The sequence below is a fragment of the Paraburkholderia fungorum genome (assembly GCF_902833645.1).
In the GTDB taxonomy this organism is placed as follows: domain Bacteria; phylum Pseudomonadota; class Gammaproteobacteria; order Burkholderiales; family Burkholderiaceae; genus Paraburkholderia; species Paraburkholderia fungorum.
On the sequence record NZ_CADFGE010000004.1, the window covers coordinates 207,007 to 223,449 of the forward strand.

A 16,443-nucleotide genomic window follows, 5' to 3' on the forward strand; every position below is an offset into this window, starting at 1 on the left:
TCCAGCGATGAACCCGATGGTTTCCTTTGCGAAAGCGCCTGAGATGAAGGCGATGGGCGAGGCGCGGCAAGCGCAAATCCGCAGCGGGCTGCGTCGTACGCGTGGCCTGCTGACGGCCGCTGCCCTCTGCGCGCTGTGCGTATCGATGACGGGCTGCGGCGACGGATCGAGCAGCAGCACCAGCAATGGTGCGGGCGGCTCCGGCACGGCCGCGAACAACGCGGCGGCCGGCGCGGGCGGTGCAAGCGCGCCGGTGCCGATCGTCGCGGCGCCGGCCTCCGGTGCGTGCGCCGCATCGGGCGCGAGCGCCGCGCAGCCGTTGCAGAACACGCAACTTGTCTGCGCGCCCTGACGTGCTGTTTGCCGCGTGCGCTTTGCCGCCTGCCTGTCGAGCCGCTGGCTGCGACGGCCCGGCAAGCGCACAGATTCTGACGATCCCAACACGCCAAACATGACCTCATTGGACCGCCGTACCTTCCTGCGCAGCGCCGCGGGCGCTGCCGCGCTCGGCCTGTTTCCGCCTGCGATCCGCCGCGCGCTTGCGATTCCCGCGAACAACACGACCGGCACCATCAACGACGTCCAGCACGTCGTCATCTTCATGCAGGAGAACCGCTCGTTCGATCATTACTTCGGCACGCTGCCGGGCGTGCGCGGCTTTAGCGACCGCTTCACGATTCCGCAGCCGGGCGGCACGACCGTGTTCCAGCAGAACGACGGCACGCGCACCGTGCTGCCGTTTTACCTCGACAGCACCAAGGGCAACGCGCTGCTGGCCGGCGGCCCGCATTCGTGGACCGACGCGCATCAGGCGTGGGACAACGGCCGTATGACACAGTGGCCGAAAGCGAAAGGCGATGTGTCGATGGGCTATCTGAAGCAGGCCGATCTGCCGTTCCATGTCGCGCTGGCGAATGCGTTCACGATCTGCGACGCCTATCACTGCTCGCTGCATGGCGGCACGAATTCGAACCGGATCTTTCTGTGGACCGGCACCAATGGCGCGAGCGCGGGCTCCAACCCGGTCGTCAACAACGACGGCTGGGACGGCCTCGGCGCATCGGCGACCGGCCTCACGTGGACGACTTATCCCGAACGTCTGCAGGCGGCGGGTGTGAGCTGGAAGGTCTACCAGAACATGCCGGACAACTACACGGACAACTCGCTCGCCGGCTTTGCGACTTACCGCAAGGTGAACGAGACGCTGCCGGGTTCGCCGTTGTTGCCGTACACCCAGTCGCTGGAGACCGTGGCGCCGTTGTACAAGGGCATCGGCAATACGATGCCCGACGGCGGTTTCCTCCAGTCGCTGAAAGACGACATTGCCGCCGGCCAGATGCCGCAGGTGAGCTGGATCGTTTCGCCGCAGGCCTACTGCGAGCATCCGGGCACGTCGACGCCGGGGCAGGGCGCCTACTACCTGCAACTGCTGCTCGACACGCTGACGGCCAACCCGGATGTGTGGAGCAAGACCGTGCTGTTCGTCAATTACGACGAGAACGATTGCTTCTTCGATCACATGCCGCCGCCCGATGCGCCGAGCAAAAATGCCGACGGCACGTTCGCCGGCAAATCGACGGTCAACGCGCAGTACGAATATTTCACGAAGGCCAACCCGCCCGGCGATTCGTCGCCGATCGTGCCGGACGGACAATGTTTTGGGCCGGGCCCGCGTGTGCCGATGTTCGTGGTGTCGCCGTGGAGCACGGGCGGCTGGGTGAATTCGCAGGTGTTCGACCATACGTCGGTACTGCGCTTTCTGGAGCAGCGGTTCGGCGTGACCGAGACCAACATCAGCCCGTGGCGGCGCGCGGTATGCGGCGATCTCACCTCGGCATTCAACTTTCGCAATCCGAACGATGCGCCGGTGGCGGCGCTGCCCGCGCCGACCAAGGCTCAGGCCGATGCGCAGAACACACAGCAGAGCGCCTTGGGGGCGGTGCCTGTGCCGCCGGCGGCGAGCCAGCAGATGCCGCAACAGGTGCTGATGTCGCGGCCATCGCGCGCGCTGCCGTATCTGCTGCACGTGAGCGCCAATGCCGATGTGCAGGACGGTCTGATCTGGCTGATTTTCAGCAATACCGGCACGGCGGGCGCGGTGTTCCATGTGTACGACCAGTTGCACCTCGACCGGCCGCCGCGCCGTTATACCGTCGAAGCGGGCAAGGAGCTGTCCGACTCATGGGCCGCGCTCGCCGACGATAAGGGCAATTACAGCCTGTGGGTGCTCGGGCCGAATGGTTTTCATCGGTCGTTTCAAGGCAGCGTGGCGACGGTTGCGACCGGGCCGAATCCGGAGGTGCGAGTCTGCTATGACGTCGTCAACAACGCGGTCTATCTGACGATCATGAATACCGGCAATGCGACAGCCAACGTGACCGTCACCTCGAACGCATATCGCAGCGATGGGCCGTGGACCTATGCGGTGCCCGCGGGCATGCAGGTCGAGCCGTACTGGTCGGTGAGCGCATCGGGCGGCTGGTATGACTTCACGCTGGCCGCGGCGGGCGGCTTTACGCGGCGTTTTGCGGGTCGTGTCGAAACCGGCAAGGACAGTATCAGCGATCCGGCAATGGGGGTGGCGAGTTAAGGCAGCGGCGATGTCGCGCTGATTAAGCGAGGAGTGGCATTTGATGGAGTCAGCTTCGGCTGACTCCTTTTTTTATGGCTATCTGGCCGAGTGTTTATTTGGCCTCGGACCCTGCGTTCGCGCCGGACGGCGGGGCCAGCTCGAAGCAGGCCGGCGGCATGGCCGGGGTTTTCGACTTCGCGTCCGGTTGCTGCGGGTCGATGCACTTGAAGGCGCTCTGATCGCGCTGGACGAAAATCGTATCGGCCGAGCCGCCATCGACATGGGCGCCGTTTACGACGGCGACGATTTTGTAGCCGTCCTGCAGCAGCGTCGACAGGGTGGCGGGGCTGGCACGCCACTGACTGCTGATCGGCGTTTGGGCGTTGGCGGCGAGCGGTGCTGCGGCGGCGAGAAGCGTGACGGCGGCGGTAGCTACGGCACGTGCGGCGGTGCGGAATGTCATCAAGAAACCTCCTTGAAGTTGCGTTTGGAAGACCGAACGGAAGACCAAAACAAAAAAGCCGCTGACCTTGTGGATCAGCGGCTTTTTCTTGCAACTGGTGGCGAATCAGGGACTCGAACCCCGGACCTGCGGATTATGATTCCGTAGTTTTGAATTCCGATGGCATCCGATGAAATCCGCTGAGATATGTAAAATAACTGCAAAAACAAGGAGTTATGAAATTATTCTGGCCGTACATTTCCGAGTTTTTCCGTTGTGATCCGAGCGATGAGTGTAGACCTAGTGTAGACTGAATTTGCTGCTGGGTTTCTGCGCCCATTGTTGGATTTATGCAACGGAGGCGGGCATGCTGACTGAAAGGACTGTCGCTGCGGCTATTCAGGAGGCCCGGAAAACTGGCGAGCAGCGATGGGTTCACGAATCGCGTGGACGAGGGCAGGGCGCTTTGTCGCTCAAGATTTCCGCTACGGGTACTGCTTCATGGTATTTCCGCTACGCCCTTGATCGGAAGAATCGATACTTTCCGCTGGGGCTTTACGGCGACCAAGCGGATCGGTTGACCTTGGCCAGCGCTCGGATTCGCTGTGGCGAGGCGGCGGCGCGGCGGCAAGAGATCACCGACGGCGATCTTCACTCCGACGAACGCGCAAGATTGATCGGCGAACAGGAGCGGAAAGACCAGGAAGTCCGAGCGAAAGCGGCTGCGGAAGCCGAAGCGTTACTCAAGGTGAAGTTCACGCTCAAGGCTTTGATGGATGCCTATATCGGCTATCTCGAGAATGCAGGCAAATCGAGCGCCGACGATGTCCGGCGACTGGTCACATTACACGTCTATGGGGCGTTTCCGGACTATTCGTCTGCGCCTGCTAGAGATCTGACGCGGCAGCAGGCTACAGAGATTTTCCGAAAGCTGGTGGAGGCCGGTAAAGGTCGAACAGCAGGCAAAGTACGAGCCTTTCTTCATGCGGCATATGAGCTGGCGCTGGGAATCGAAGGCGATGCTGCTGCCCCGTCCACTATGGAGGGATTCGAGATCGAGTTCAACCCGATCGCGGCAACGAGGTCTTTGACGCAGTTCAACAGGGTTGGGCATAGGCATCTTTCTACGTCCGAGTTTCGTTCGTTTTGGACACGCCTGTCGGAGATGGATAGTGCGGCAGCGGATGCCGCCAGGGTAGGTGTGCTCGCTGGTGGTCAACGTATCGCGCAGCTGCTTAGGGGGACTAGCCTGGACTACGATCTGGACGTCGACGTCCTTACGTTGTTTGACGGGAAAGGACGGCGGAGGGTGCCGCGTCGTCACGATATTCCGTTGCCGCCCACAGCAGCAGCGATAGTGCGTAAGCGTATTGGCGCGATTTCCTCAGAAGCAGACGATCGTCGCATATTCGGCACGACGGTGCCGGACACGGTCGGCGATGTGGTAGCCGAGATTTCGGCGGAAATGGTTAAAAGTAAGGAGGCTATGGCACCGTTCGGCTGGACTGATCTGAGGCGTACGGTCGAAACCTTACTCATCGAAGAGCTTCGCGTATCAAAAGACCTGCGCGGGCAGATTCTATCCCACGGGCTAGGGGGTGTTCAGGATCGGCACTATGATCGGGCGAACTACATTCGCCAGATGCGTCCCGTATTGGTCCAATGGGGCACGTGGATTAGAAAGCACTGCAAGAGTCAAAAATAGGTGTCGTGTGCGCGAGCATCACACTGTGAGGCCTACTATCCAAAGGCCAATTGCCTGATGCCGCTTGATTACAACATTGATCAGGACATCGGCGGGCTGTCATATACGCCGTGCCAGTTCGCGTGGCGCGGGCCGAAGTTCGATGCTGTAATCTTGCGGATAACTGCTTACCAGAGCGTTTTTCACTCCCACCCATGGAATCTAAATTCTACTGAGGCTGGCATCTCGCCAAGACGGATATGGAGTTTCAGACCACCGAGTTCGAGTGGCCGCTGATCCGTTTCTACGAAGCTTTCTCGCGTTTCGTGCTGACTACCGGCATGGTGACGATTGCCGCCGATGTCGATATCAAATATCAGGAGCATGTGGGGTCAGAGAAACGGATTCGCGTCCAAAAACAGGCTCTGACACATTACCACTGGCTCCTTGACGGGAGATGGAGTTGATTTCGACGCGTTGCTCTTGGTGGCGGCACATTCGGCGAGGTTACCTTGGCTCGAGTTCCATTATAGGTGCTTGCATCTATCCCCCTAAGTAGCTGATCGAATTTACCATGCAGGCGCGACCTCCTACGCTATGCCTTAATCAATCAAAAGGAGGTAGGAGACGTGAAAAGGATCGGAATCGTCGGAGGCGGTCAGTGTGGCTTTCATCTTGCGTTTGGATTGCTCGATGGCGGGCATGACGTCACGCTCTACACTGACCGGACACCGGAACAACTTATCGGAGGCAAGATACCGAGTACAGCTTTCCTGTTCAATGAAACGCTGAACTGGGAGCGCCGTCTCGGGCTGAACTTCTGGGAGGACGAGGCGCCCGTCGGTGAAGGCATGCTCGTCGACTTTCGGGAGCCGTCGGGTAAGAGTGTACTAACCGTGCGCGGGCGTTTGCATGGGAAGTCCGGGCAGGCAATCGATCAGCGCACGAAATTTGCGCGCTGGACCACGGAATTCGAGCAGCGTGGCGGCACGCTTATCTATCAGGCTGTCGACCTCACGAATCTCGAAGAAATTGCCGGTGCAAACGATCTCACGCTCGTCGCGTCTGGCAAAGGGGCAATCAACACGTTGTTCGAGCGCGATGGTAACCGCAGCACGCATGAGACGCCGCCGCGCCACCTTGCTGCGCTATTGCTGAAGGGGCCGAAAATCGTTGGTGAACGCCCGTGGCCGAAGGTGAATTTCCGGCCTTTGCGCTTCAATTTCGTTTTCGGTGTCGGTGAATTCTTTTCTCTGCCGTTCTACACGCATGCGGCTGGCGAATGTCGAAGTTTTTTGTTCGAGGCGCGCCCCGGTGGTGAAATGGACCGCTTCCAATCCGCCGCCGACGGCCAGGAGATGCTCGAAATCGCCCGCGCTGTGCTGAGGGATTTCGCGCCCGATGATGCGGCGCTCCTCGACGATGCGCAATTGACCGATCCCAACGCGTGGCTCAAGGGCGCGTTCACCCCGACCGTTCGGCATCCGGTGGGCCGCCTTGCATCTGGTCGTGTGGTCATGGGCGTCGGCGATACGGTCTGTTTGAATGATCCTATTGCTGGCCAAGGGGCTAACAACGCTTCGCGGATGGCCGCGCATCTCATTCGCGAGATCGAAGCCAACGAAGCATCCCGCTTCGATGCCGCGTGGATGCAGCGCACGTTCGATGACTTCTGGAACGCCTCAGCGAGCTTCACGACAGCCTTTTCCAATGCGCTGCTCGAGCCACCCGGCGAGGCCATCATGCACGTGCTGCGCTCGGCGGCCAATCATCCCGTCGTGGCCGACGACTTCGTGGGTTGTTTTGAACATCCGAGCGAGTTCTGGCCATGGATTGCCGACTTGTCCGAAGCGCAGCGCTTCGTTACCGAGCGGGTGGCCTAAGATGGAACGAGAGTGTGACATTCTTGCAGCGGACTGGCGTCACGAGCAAGAGATTCTACAGACACCGATCGAATTCCGACGGGCGCTTGGCTGCTTCGCCACGGGGGTAACGGTAGTGACAACCGTGGACGAAAGCGGGCGGCGCATCGGCTTGACGGCAAACTCATTTTCCTCGGTTTCGATCGAGCCGCCCCTGATTCTCTGGAGCCTTGCGCGCCGCTCGCCAAACGTACAAGCATTCGAGCGTTGTAGTTATTTTGCCGTCAATGTGCTCGCTGGCGCGCAGCGAGACATTTGCGCGCGTTTTGCGCGACCGGGCGACGAGCGCTTCGCCGGCGTCGAGACCGTCAATGGTCATGACGGTGTTCCTTTGATCGCTGGCGCGGCTGCACATTTCGAATGCAAGAATGTGGCCGTGCACGATGGAGGCGATCATCTCATTTTCGTCGGCCGAGTCGGTCGCTACCGCTGGAACGAAGTTCCGCCGCTCGTGTTTTGCAAGGGTACGCTTGGCCAGTTCAGTCCACACGAAAGGGAGTCAATTCCATGCAACGGATAGTCGCTTCGGGCTGGGGCATCGAAGGCAAGACCGCGATCGTGACAGGCGGCGCCACCCTCATCGGGGCCGCCGTTGCTCGCGCCCTGCATGCCGCTGGTACCAACACGGTGATTGCCGACATCGACACCCAGCGAGGCAGCGCGCTCGCGACCTCAATGGGCGAGCGGACGATGTTTGTCGAAACCGACCTCGTTGATGACGACGCAGTGCGAGCCTGCGTGCAGGCCGCGTACGAGAACTTCGGGCGCATCGATATTATCGTGAATGTTGCTTGTGCGTATGTCGACAATGCGCTCGCGTCCACGCGGGAGCAATGGCTCTCGGCATTTGACGTCAACGTCGTGGGTGCGTGCATGTTGCTTCAGGCGGCCCACCCGTTCATGCGCGTGGCAGGAGGCGGTGCGGTCGTGAACTTCGGTTCAACGAGTGCCTCGGCGGCACAAGCCGGCCGCTGGCTCTATCCGGCTAGCAAGGCCGCGATTCTGCAACTGACGCGCAGCCAGGCGCTCGATCTTGCGGCCGATAATATCCGTGTGAATGCCGTTTCGCCGGGATGGACGTGGTCCGGTGTGCTCGATGCGATATCTGGCGGCGACAAGGCGCGAGCTAATGCGGTGGCAAGGCCGTTTCATATGCTCGGGCGGATCGGCGAGCCTGAAGAGGTGGCCGATGCGGTGCTCTTTCTTGTCTCCGACAAGGCGTCGTTTATCACAGGTACGAATTTGCCTGTCGATGGAGGCTATTCGGCGATGGGCCCTGAGCAGGGGCTCTCACCGATTGCCGAATTGATGGCGACGTCGACATAAGCGGCAGACAAGTCGCTCTCCCTAGACCCTCCTAAAGTAAAGCGGACCAGTCACCTACACGATGACTGGTGCGTTGCTTTTCCACGCCAGGTTAGAAGGTGGTTCGCTTGTCAGGTGGACGGATCAGTTGGCGTTCGACCTATCTGCGCGCTCGAAGCGATATTTCAGTGCGATGATCGCGATGGCCAGCACCAGGATAATCGCGTTGTTCACCACAATGGGTAGCGCGGCGATGGCCAGGCCATAGCAGAGCCACAGGCCGACGCCTGCGATGAAGCAGGTATACATACCATACGAAATGTCGCGTGCGGAGGCGGAGCGCCAGATCTTGACGACCTGTGGGACGAAAGAGATCGTCGTCAGAACGCCAGCCGTTAGTCCGATGGCGTCGGTCATGTTCATGGGCATGTTGTACACGACGCGTGGTCAGAAGAAGCGGTCGAAATGAATCTGCGCGGTGGGCACGGAGTGGCGAACGTGTAACATCTCCTGCATCGCCTGGATCATCGGTGGCGGCCCAGCCATATAGAACTCGCAGGTTGCAAGGCCGGTAGCGATTGCTTCCTCGACGTAGTGATGTACGAATCCGATATATCCGCTCCATCCGGCGCGCGCGGCTTCCTCGGCGGAGGATACGGCCGGATGGAAGAAGACGCGTTCGCCGTAACCCGGCAGCGTGCGCAACTGCGATTCGCCGCATACGTCGCGTGGCGTGCGCGCGCCGTAGAAGAAGTGCAGACGACGCGTTGCGAGCATATCGAGATTGGCCATGCCGCGGGCAATCGACAGCATCGGGGCGAGGCCCGATCCGCCTGCGATGCACACGACATCGCGCACCGAATCCTCGCGTAGATACGCCATGCCGTACGGCCCGTCGAGTGTGATGCGATCTCCGGGCTTGAGTGTGTCGAACAGCGTCGACGTGCCGGCACCCTGCGCGACTCGACGTACCTGGAAGTGCCACTCGCCTTCATCGTTCGCGAGGTTTGCCATCGAATAGGCGCGCGCGCCGGCCACTCCATTGAGATAAAGGAGTGCAAATTGACCAGCTCGAAATGAGGCACGCGAAGGGGTGCGAAAGCGGAATTCGCGAATATCGTGCGTGACGTCGGTAGATGAAACGAAGACAGCCTCCTGCTTGCGTGGAGCATCGTGCGGGCGACATGCGTCATCAAGTCGGATCTTGATGCGGCAATCGCTCATCGGGCGACTCTGGCAGGCAAGCTTTCGCCCTTTTGCGCGGTCGCGCTCAGAGAGGCCCGGTGCGTCCTCCCATAACGTCTCGACAGTCCCCTCCAGTAACTCAAATTTGCACGTGCCGCATGCGCCAACCGTGCACTCGTAAGGCAGTCCCAGCCCGGCGCGCAATCCGGCAGCGAGCACAGTATCGTGCCGTTCACACGCAAAGCGGTGTGCCCCGCCTTCGAGCAGAATCTCCGACATGGCCACGATCTCCCTCACTCCTCGATGCGAACCGCGACTGCATCGTTTTCGACAACGCTGGCGTAGGTCTTCAGATTGATCGTGCAGGGCGCGCCAACCGCTTTGCCTGTGCGAATGTCGAATGCACCCTGATGAAACGGACATTCGACCACGTCGCCGTCGATTTCGCCGTCGCACAGCGAGGCTTCTCCGTGCGTGCAGGTGTCATCGGTGACGTGGAATTGGCCGTCAATATTGAAGACGGCGAGAGGCGGACGGCCAACCAACTCGATGCGCTTCGCGCATCCCGGTGGCACGTCGGAGACTTTACAGAGAATGTGAATCGTATGTTCGGCTACCGTCATCATGACGCTCCTGATTAGCGAACTCCGCAGGCCGGCGCGGGACGGCGTCGATCGGCGAAATACGTATTGTCGTTGCGTCAGGTTAGTGGCGGCTGCGCTGGGGGTAAATTGGATGGATTGCTTAGCGGATACAGGTTTTTGCTTATCGCAGAGGGCTTCCGGCCTGCGTGCGTGGAAGCAGCACGTGAAATCGCGTGCAAGGCGGCGCGTCCGAGCTTGTGACCCAGAGATGCCCGCCGTGGGTCTCCACAATCGAATGGCAAAGCGACAGACCGATACCGAGTCCTGCGTGCTTGTCGAGAATAGCGAGGCGAAAATGCGATCGGGACTCACGCGCGGCAAACCCGGCCCAGTGTCAGATACCGTGATCTGCACGTCACCGTTGGGCCGCTTCGAGGTGGATATCCGAAGCTCGCGCTTATCGGAGGACGAACCTGACATGGCCTCGATGCCGTTAATCGCAAGATTGATGACGACCTGCTGGATGAGCACATCGTCACCCTCGATTTCGCAGGGTGTATCGTCCATTTCATAATGGACGGTTACGTCATCCTGCGCCGCCCGCAAGGCGAGCAGGTCGGAGATGTCGTGCATCAGCTTCTCGAGATCGACGGTCTGGCGCTGATAGCTGCGGTTGCATGTGAATTCCCGCACCTTATTGATAATTCTTCCTGCGCGCTCAGCTTCATTTTGCGCGAGTTCCAGCGCATGCATCAGGTCTTCGGCAGAATAGTTGCCCGACTGGATGCGCCGCCGGCAGCCGGCCACAAAGTTTACGATCGCGAAAAACGGTTGATTTAGCTCGTGCGCGAGCGCAGTAACCATCTCTCCTGCCGTCGAGATGCGCGCGATGCGGCTCAGTTCCAGCGCACGCGCACGAGCGGTTTCCTCGGCCTTCACGCGCTCCGTAACGTCGCGAAAATTCACGAGAATGCCGTCGACGGCGTGGTCGTCGAGCAGGTTGCGGCAGCGCGCTTCGTGAATGCGCCAGCCGCCATTGCGATGCTGGATGCGATAGCCGAGATTGACGCTTGCGCCCGGCGCGAGTGAATGAATGGCCTTGCGCACCGCTTCGACGCTGTCCGGCGAAATGAACGCGTACGCTGATCGCCCAGTCAGCACGCGCGGGGTAACGCCTAGCAGTGCGTAGATCGACGGGCCCACGAAGCGGATCGTGCCTTCGACTGAAAGTATCGCGATACCGTCGGACGAACTCTCGATCAACCTGCGGTAGTAGCGCTCGCGCTCTTTGAGCCGTGCGACGGCTTGCTTGCGTTCGGTGATGTCGCGCGCTACCGCGATCACGCGGTCGATCCCATCGAGCGTGATGCGCTTGAGGCTTACTTCGACGGGTGTTTCCCGGCCATCCGCATGCCGGATGACCCATTCGAAAATCACGATGTCGCCGCAATCGCGGGCTTCATGCACGCGCCGCAAACCGCCATTCGTGTCGTATGGAAAGCGGTTGCGTGTCAATTCACCGATCGACATGCCGCGTAGTTCCTCGATCGAATGGCCATACATTTCACAAGCCTTGCGGTTGGCTTCGAGAATCTCACCGCTATCCATGTCATGAATCACCATGATGTCGTTCGCATAGACGAAGACCTCCTGGTAGTTGGTCGGATTCTGATGAATGGCTGTGCTCATGGCGTTGCTAACAGGCTCGATATGGTTGTGAGGATAGCACCGGCGCGGCGCACGCAACGTGCCGTGCGCGATGATAAGTGTTATCACTTACTTCACTAATCAACCGACCGGATAACGGCGCGCAGGCGATTTCAACTAAGCTGAAGCTGAACTTATAACCATTTGAAGCCGGACTCTGATTCCCGGGTTCGTGCCCCATTCAAGAGAGGAGACTTTCATGACGCATCCACTGCGGACGTCGTCCCCCCAAGACGTCGTTGAGGTTAGCGCCTATACCCGTGGCGTGATCGGTCCGACGCTCACCATGCTCGGCCCGCTCAGAGACGGGGGGCGTATTGTCACCGGCACGCCGCCTGGCTGCTGGGGCCCGATGATCACGCCGATCTTTCGTGGCGGCCACGAGGTTACGCAGCCGGTTGCGGTTGAGGGTGCCGAAGTTGGTGATGCTGTTGCGCTGAAGATCCTTCGGTGCGACGTGACTTCTCTCGCCACATCCTCGGGCGTGATGGAATTCGTTGAAGGCCGCTATGTTGGCGATCCGTTCGTGGCGAAGCGTTGCTCCGCTTGCGGCACCGAGAGTCCTCCGAGTCACGTTGAAGGGACCGGTGACGAAGCTGTCCACTGCAGCGTGTGTGGCGCGGAGGTCAATGCCTTTCGTTTCAGCCACGGCTACGTCATCGTACTGGATCGCGAGAACCGCGTCTCGCTGACGGTGGACAAGGACGCCGCCCAGCGCATCGCGGGCATGCCTGGCAAGATGGCGCGCTTGCCGCAACTCTCCGAGCAGCATTCGATTCTATCGCTCGCACGCGCCGATCTGAGTGGTCTCGCAGCGCATATGCAGCCGTTTCTCGGCAACATTGGCACGCTGCCTTCGGTCGACATGCCCGACTCGCATAACGCGGGCGATTTCGGCACTTTCCTCATCGATGCTCCGCATGCGTTTGGTCTCTCAAAGGCGGCGCTTGATGCGAACAAGACCGATGGCCACATGGACACGAACAGCGTGCGGGAAGGTGCCATCGTCATCTGCCCGGTCAAGGTGCCGGGTGCAGGCGTTTACATGGGTGACATGCATGCACAACAAGGCAACGGAGAAATTGCAGGTCACGCCACTGATGTAGCGGGCGAGGTCGAGTTGCAGGTCGAGGTGGTCAAGGGACTGACTCTCGATGGTCCGATCCTGTTGCAACGACCGGACGATCTACCGCCGATGGCGCGCCCGATGAATGCGACCCAGCGCGCGCATGTGAAGCGACTCGCGGAACGCTACGGGCAGGGCGAGATCGAGGAGAACGGTCCGATCACCTTCATCGGTTCGGGGCCAACGCTGAATGACGCGACAAAGAATGGGTTGCAGCGTGCAGCGGACGTGACGGGACTGGCTTATGACGAGATTCTCAACCGCGCGACCATCGCCGGTTCGATCGAGATTAGCCGGCTCCCCGGTGTTGTACGCGTGACATTCCTGTGCCCGATGCAGATCCTCGAGCGGCTTGGCATCGCGCATCTTGTGCGCGCGCAGTATGGACTCGACGGCGAGGCGAATTAGCCTCACGCCACGCATTGAGCCAGCGCCGCAGCTCACGAATTCAGCGGTGATCTTAGACAGAGAGGAGCAGTGATGGATACAGCGAGCAAGAACTTGAGATGGGCCAGCAAGTACCCGGACCTCGGCACGGAGCCGATTCCAGTGGAGCCATGCGTATCGCCTGAATTTTTTGAGCGCGAGAAAGAGCGTGTGTTCTCCAATACGTGGCTGAAGGTCGGTCGTATTGAAGAGATTCAAAACGTCGGTGATTATAAAGTCAAAAAGATTCACTTCGCGAAGACGTCGGTGATCCTGATACACGGCAAGGATGGGCGCATTCGCGGCTTCCACAACACATGCTCGCATCGTGGCAACAAGGTCATCGTCGAGCACGGTGAAGAAACGTTTGGTCGCAACAAGGCCGCGGTTGTCACGTGTCGCTTTCACGGTTGGGTCTACGACGGTCAGGGCAAGCTCATCCAGGTGCCGGAAGAGGAGCGTTTCCCGTCATGCTTCGAAAAATCGTCCAGTGGGCTTACGCCGGTTCATACCGACGTATGGGAAGGCTTCATTTTCATTAACCTGGCGGCCCAGCCGGACCGCTCGCTTGCCGATTACATGGGCGGACTCGGACGTCACCTCACAGGCTTTCCGTTCCAGGAGATGAGTCACTGTTTCAGCTACAACACTGTACTGGACTGCAACTGGAAGATCGCACTCGACGCGTTCTCGGAGGCGTATCACGTCTCGACCATTCACGCGGGCTCGTTCCCCAACGTGTTTTCGAGTGGACTGACCGACGTCGCGTTGTTCGGCGAACATCGCACGACGGGCATCTGCCTCTCGCTCAATTCCACGCCGACGCCGGTAGCCGGAATTGCGAACAGCATCACGGGCGCATCGCTGGTGGCGCAGAGGGGCTCTTCGATGCTGCCGCCGGGCGTGAACCCGGAACGTCGCGACGACTTCTCGTTCGAATTGAGCGTCGTTTTTCCGAATATTCTGATTCATATTTCGGAGGGCATCTGGTTCACGCATCAGTTCTGGCCGATCGCCCATAACAAGACGCTCTGGGAGGGCAAGTATTACGTGAAGCCACCCAAGACGAATAGCGAGCGATGGGCCGTCGAATTCGCGCAGGTTCTTCAGCGCAACGCGTGGCTCGAAGACACGGCGACGATGGAGGACACGCACGCTGCGCTCGAATCCGGCGCGAAGAGTGTGATGTATCTGCAGGACGAGGAGATTCTCCTTCGACACGGCTACAAGGTACTAGAGCAGTACATGGAACAATGAAGGAGATGAACGCAATGGAACAAACACTTCCGAAGGAATTCGAGATGCTCGAGCCGCTCGTCGCGGTATGGGCACTTCCCACACAGAATGAACGGCAGCGCCGCCGCATCGCCTCGACGGTCGGCGAATTGCGCGAGCTCTACGACAGCATGCAGCCGCGTCTTCCTGCGATCCTCGCTTACCTCGATAAGTTCCCATTGGGTGACATTCCTCCCGATGCGGCTCGGCTGATGTCTCTCGCGCTGTCGCTCGCGGAGATCGCACCGCACATCGAGCTCTACGGCGGTGATCACAACGTGCCCCACAGCTTCGACGAAGCGCGCTTCGTGGCAGAGCACGGCGAACTGCAATACTGAACGCACTGATAATGCGACGTAGCGGGCGGCGTCCAACGCGGATGCTGCCCGTTCTATTTCAAGGAGACATGCCGATGGCCGCATCGACGCTAGCACGGCGTATTGCTCGGCTCGAAGCGATAGACGAGGTTAACCGGTTAATCGGTCGATACGCGCAGGGAGCTGATCGGCGCAACGATCCTGCGTTGATGGCCCCGTTGTTCAGCCGAGATGCCCTCTGGGAAGCGAAGGGCTTTGGCCGCTACGAGGGACGCGACGAGGTAGCACGTGAACTCGCACATATCGGCAAAACACAGATCGTGTGGAGTCTGCATTACATGACTGCGCCCGTTGTGGACATCGACGCCGATCTGTCGCAGGGACGCGCTCAGTGGCATTTATGGGAACTCGCCCAGGTACGTGATCCCCACGACGATCTTTCCGCACCCGCCGCCGCGCACTGGATGGGGGGCGTATATGACGCTCGCGTGGTGATGGAGGGAGGGCAGTGGTGTTTTGCCAGTGTTTTGTTGGATATGCGCCTGATTCATCGTCATGACGCGGCGTGGTTTCCACGCGAAGGAACTACCCATACAGAGTGACGCGAGAGGCTATCGATTCATCTGGGCCGCTGCCGTGCAGCGGCTTTTTTTATCAATTTTGAGGGATATAAGTGATTTCATGTACTGAGATACATAGGTAGCCCAATTTCGCTTTGCTTTTTGTTTTCATATGGTGGAGCCGCTGAATCTCTTGGTGGATTCAGATGCGGACCTGAATGATCTTCAACCGCAAAAACGACAATACAGGAGACGTGGAGTGAAGACAGCGAAGTGGATACTGATGCCGGTACTCGGCTTGCCGCTCGTCGCGGCAGCCCAGAGCAACGTGACGTTGTATGGGATCATGGATGCGGGCGTAACGTTCATCACCAATCAGGCCGGCGGACACAACACAGTGCTCGCCACAGGCATGCAGGTTCCAAATCTCTTCGGTCTGCAGGGGACGGAAGATCTTGGTGGTGGACTGAAGGCGATCTTCAAGCTGGAAGGTCAGTTCGGGATCGAGAATGGCGAGTCCATCGGCGGCGGCACATTCGGGCGACAAACCTACGTTGGTCTTTCAAGCCCGTGGGGCACGCTCACCTTCGGCAACCAGTACGAGTTCATGTTCGAGTCCCTTTACGCCGATCGTTTAGGTCCATCACTCGCATATGTTAGTTTGTACAACTTACAACAGGGGCCGTTCCAAGGGATTGGGACGCCGGCCGGCGGCCTGGACTTCAATCGTGCCGCGGGCGCGTTTAGAACGCCCAATTCGGTAAAGTATGTCAGCCCGGACTATCGCGGCCTGAGCGGCGGCGTGATGTACGGATTCGGTGGCATTGCCGGCTCGTTCGGCACAAATAGCACGCTCAGCGCGGGCCTCAATTATGCGACCGGCCCGTTTAGCTTGAACGCAGCTTATACGGACGCCAAGGATCCAACGATCAACAATGGGCGCGACGGCATTCGTAACTGGGGTGTTGGCGGCCGCTACACGTTCGGGAAGTTCCAGTTGGACGGGCTCTATACCAACACTCACAACACTTTCAATGGCGCGCACATTGACGTGTATCAGGTTGGTGCCGACTACCACTTCGATGTGGCGACTACGCTGCACGGTGATTACCAGTACATGAAAGGTAACGCACAGCTCGGCAACAACAAGGCCCATCAATTCGGGTTGACGCTCGATTACGCGCTTTCCAAGAGTACCGATGTCTATGGAAACGTGGTCTACCAGCTCGCCAGTGGCAATGACGATGCCCAGGCATGGATTGCCGGTCTACCGGGCGCCGCGTCTGGTTCCAATCAGGCCGCCGTGCGCGTTGGCATCCGTCATTCATTCTGAGTCAA

The 16,443-nt window shown here is 59.6% G+C and carries 16 protein-coding genes; 12 read left to right on the top strand and 4 right to left on the bottom strand.

Features of this window, described 5'->3' with window-relative positions; translation table 11 throughout:
* Positions 1–7 precede the first annotated feature (7 nt).
* Both HWX91_RS15435 and HWX91_RS15440 read left to right on the top strand, forming a co-directional pair.
* Positions 8–352, top strand: coding sequence for a hypothetical protein (locus tag HWX91_RS15435; protein WP_028196335.1), 345 nt, complete (start codon positions 8–10; stop codon positions 350–352).
* A 99-nt stretch (positions 353–451) separates the two neighbouring features.
* Entirely contained in the window at positions 452–2,590 is a 2,139-nt protein-coding gene (locus tag HWX91_RS15440) for a phosphocholine-specific phospholipase C (protein ID WP_028196334.1), read from the top strand.
* A gap of 94 nt (positions 2,591–2,684) precedes the next feature.
* Here the strand turns inward: HWX91_RS15440 and HWX91_RS15445 are convergent, their stop codons facing one another.
* Entirely contained in the window at positions 2,685–3,035 is a 351-nt protein-coding gene (locus HWX91_RS15445; RefSeq protein WP_028196333.1) for a hypothetical protein, read from the bottom strand.
* A gap of 346 nt (positions 3,036–3,381) precedes the next feature.
* Here HWX91_RS15445 and HWX91_RS15450 point away from each other — a divergent pair, with 346 nt between their 5' ends.
* The 5 genes from HWX91_RS15450 (at position 3,382) to HWX91_RS15470 (ending at position 7,946) form a co-directional block, all read left to right on the top strand.
* The gene (locus tag HWX91_RS15450; RefSeq protein WP_028196332.1) at positions 3,382–4,719 is read left to right on the top strand and encodes an integrase family protein; all 1,338 of its coding nucleotides are present in this window, start codon (positions 3,382–3,384) and stop codon (positions 4,717–4,719) included.
* Between the two features lie 239 nt (positions 4,720–4,958).
* Complete coding sequence (locus HWX91_RS40695; RefSeq protein WP_028196331.1) at positions 4,959–5,165, top strand: hypothetical protein; 207 nt, start codon at positions 4,959–4,961, stop codon at positions 5,163–5,165.
* A gap of 219 nt (positions 5,166–5,384) precedes the next feature.
* Complete coding sequence (locus HWX91_RS15460) at positions 5,385–6,581, top strand: styrene monooxygenase/indole monooxygenase family protein (RefSeq protein ID WP_127837950.1); 1,197 nt, start codon at positions 5,385–5,387, stop codon at positions 6,579–6,581.
* Position 6,582: 1 nt separating this feature from the next.
* Positions 6,583–7,140, top strand: coding sequence for a flavin reductase family protein (locus tag HWX91_RS15465; RefSeq protein ID WP_081833047.1), 558 nt, complete (start codon positions 6,583–6,585; stop codon positions 7,138–7,140).
* Complete coding sequence (locus tag HWX91_RS15470; protein ID WP_028196329.1) at positions 7,128–7,946, top strand: SDR family oxidoreductase; 819 nt, start codon at positions 7,128–7,130, stop codon at positions 7,944–7,946. Before HWX91_RS15465 ends, HWX91_RS15470 begins: the two co-directional genes overlap by 13 nt.
* Positions 7,947–8,069: 123 nt before the next feature.
* Here the strand turns inward: HWX91_RS15470 and HWX91_RS15475 are convergent, their stop codons facing one another.
* The 3 genes from HWX91_RS15475 to HWX91_RS15485 are packed head-to-tail and all read right to left on the bottom strand — an operon-like array spanning position 8,070 to position 11,383.
* A complete protein-coding gene (locus tag HWX91_RS15475; protein ID WP_030101016.1) occupies positions 8,070–8,348 on the bottom strand; it encodes a SemiSWEET transporter in 279 nt (92 codons plus the stop codon).
* A gap of 24 nt (positions 8,349–8,372) precedes the next feature.
* Positions 8,373–9,389, bottom strand: coding sequence for a 2Fe-2S iron-sulfur cluster-binding protein (locus HWX91_RS15480; protein WP_028196327.1), 1,017 nt, complete (start codon positions 9,387–9,389; stop codon positions 8,373–8,375).
* A 14-nt stretch (positions 9,390–9,403) separates the two neighbouring features.
* Entirely contained in the window at positions 9,404–11,383 is a 1,980-nt protein-coding gene (locus tag HWX91_RS15485) for a PAS domain S-box protein (protein ID WP_028196326.1), read from the bottom strand.
* Positions 11,384–11,600: 217 nt separating this feature from the next.
* On the opposite strand from HWX91_RS15485, the gene HWX91_RS15490 reads away from it, so the two are divergent.
* The 5 genes from HWX91_RS15490 to HWX91_RS15510 all read left to right on the top strand — a co-directional run bounded on the left by HWX91_RS15490 (position 11,601) and on the right by HWX91_RS15510 (position 16,438).
* The gene (locus HWX91_RS15490; protein ID WP_028196325.1) at positions 11,601–12,935 is read left to right on the top strand and encodes an acetamidase/formamidase family protein; all 1,335 of its coding nucleotides are present in this window, start codon (positions 11,601–11,603) and stop codon (positions 12,933–12,935) included.
* A gap of 72 nt (positions 12,936–13,007) precedes the next feature.
* Entirely contained in the window at positions 13,008–14,210 is a 1,203-nt protein-coding gene (locus tag HWX91_RS15495) for an aromatic ring-hydroxylating oxygenase subunit alpha (protein ID WP_030101019.1), read from the top strand.
* A gap of 14 nt (positions 14,211–14,224) precedes the next feature.
* A complete protein-coding gene (locus HWX91_RS15500; RefSeq protein WP_042274897.1) occupies positions 14,225–14,566 on the top strand; it encodes a hypothetical protein in 342 nt (113 codons plus the stop codon).
* 74 nt (positions 14,567–14,640) lie between these two features.
* A complete protein-coding gene (locus HWX91_RS15505; protein WP_051743358.1) occupies positions 14,641–15,147 on the top strand; it encodes a nuclear transport factor 2 family protein in 507 nt (168 codons plus the stop codon).
* Positions 15,148–15,388: 241 nt separating this feature from the next.
* Positions 15,389–16,438, top strand: a complete 1,050-nt coding sequence (locus HWX91_RS15510; protein WP_028196322.1) for a porin — start codon at positions 15,389–15,391, stop codon at positions 16,436–16,438.
* Positions 16,439–16,443 lie beyond the last annotated feature (5 nt).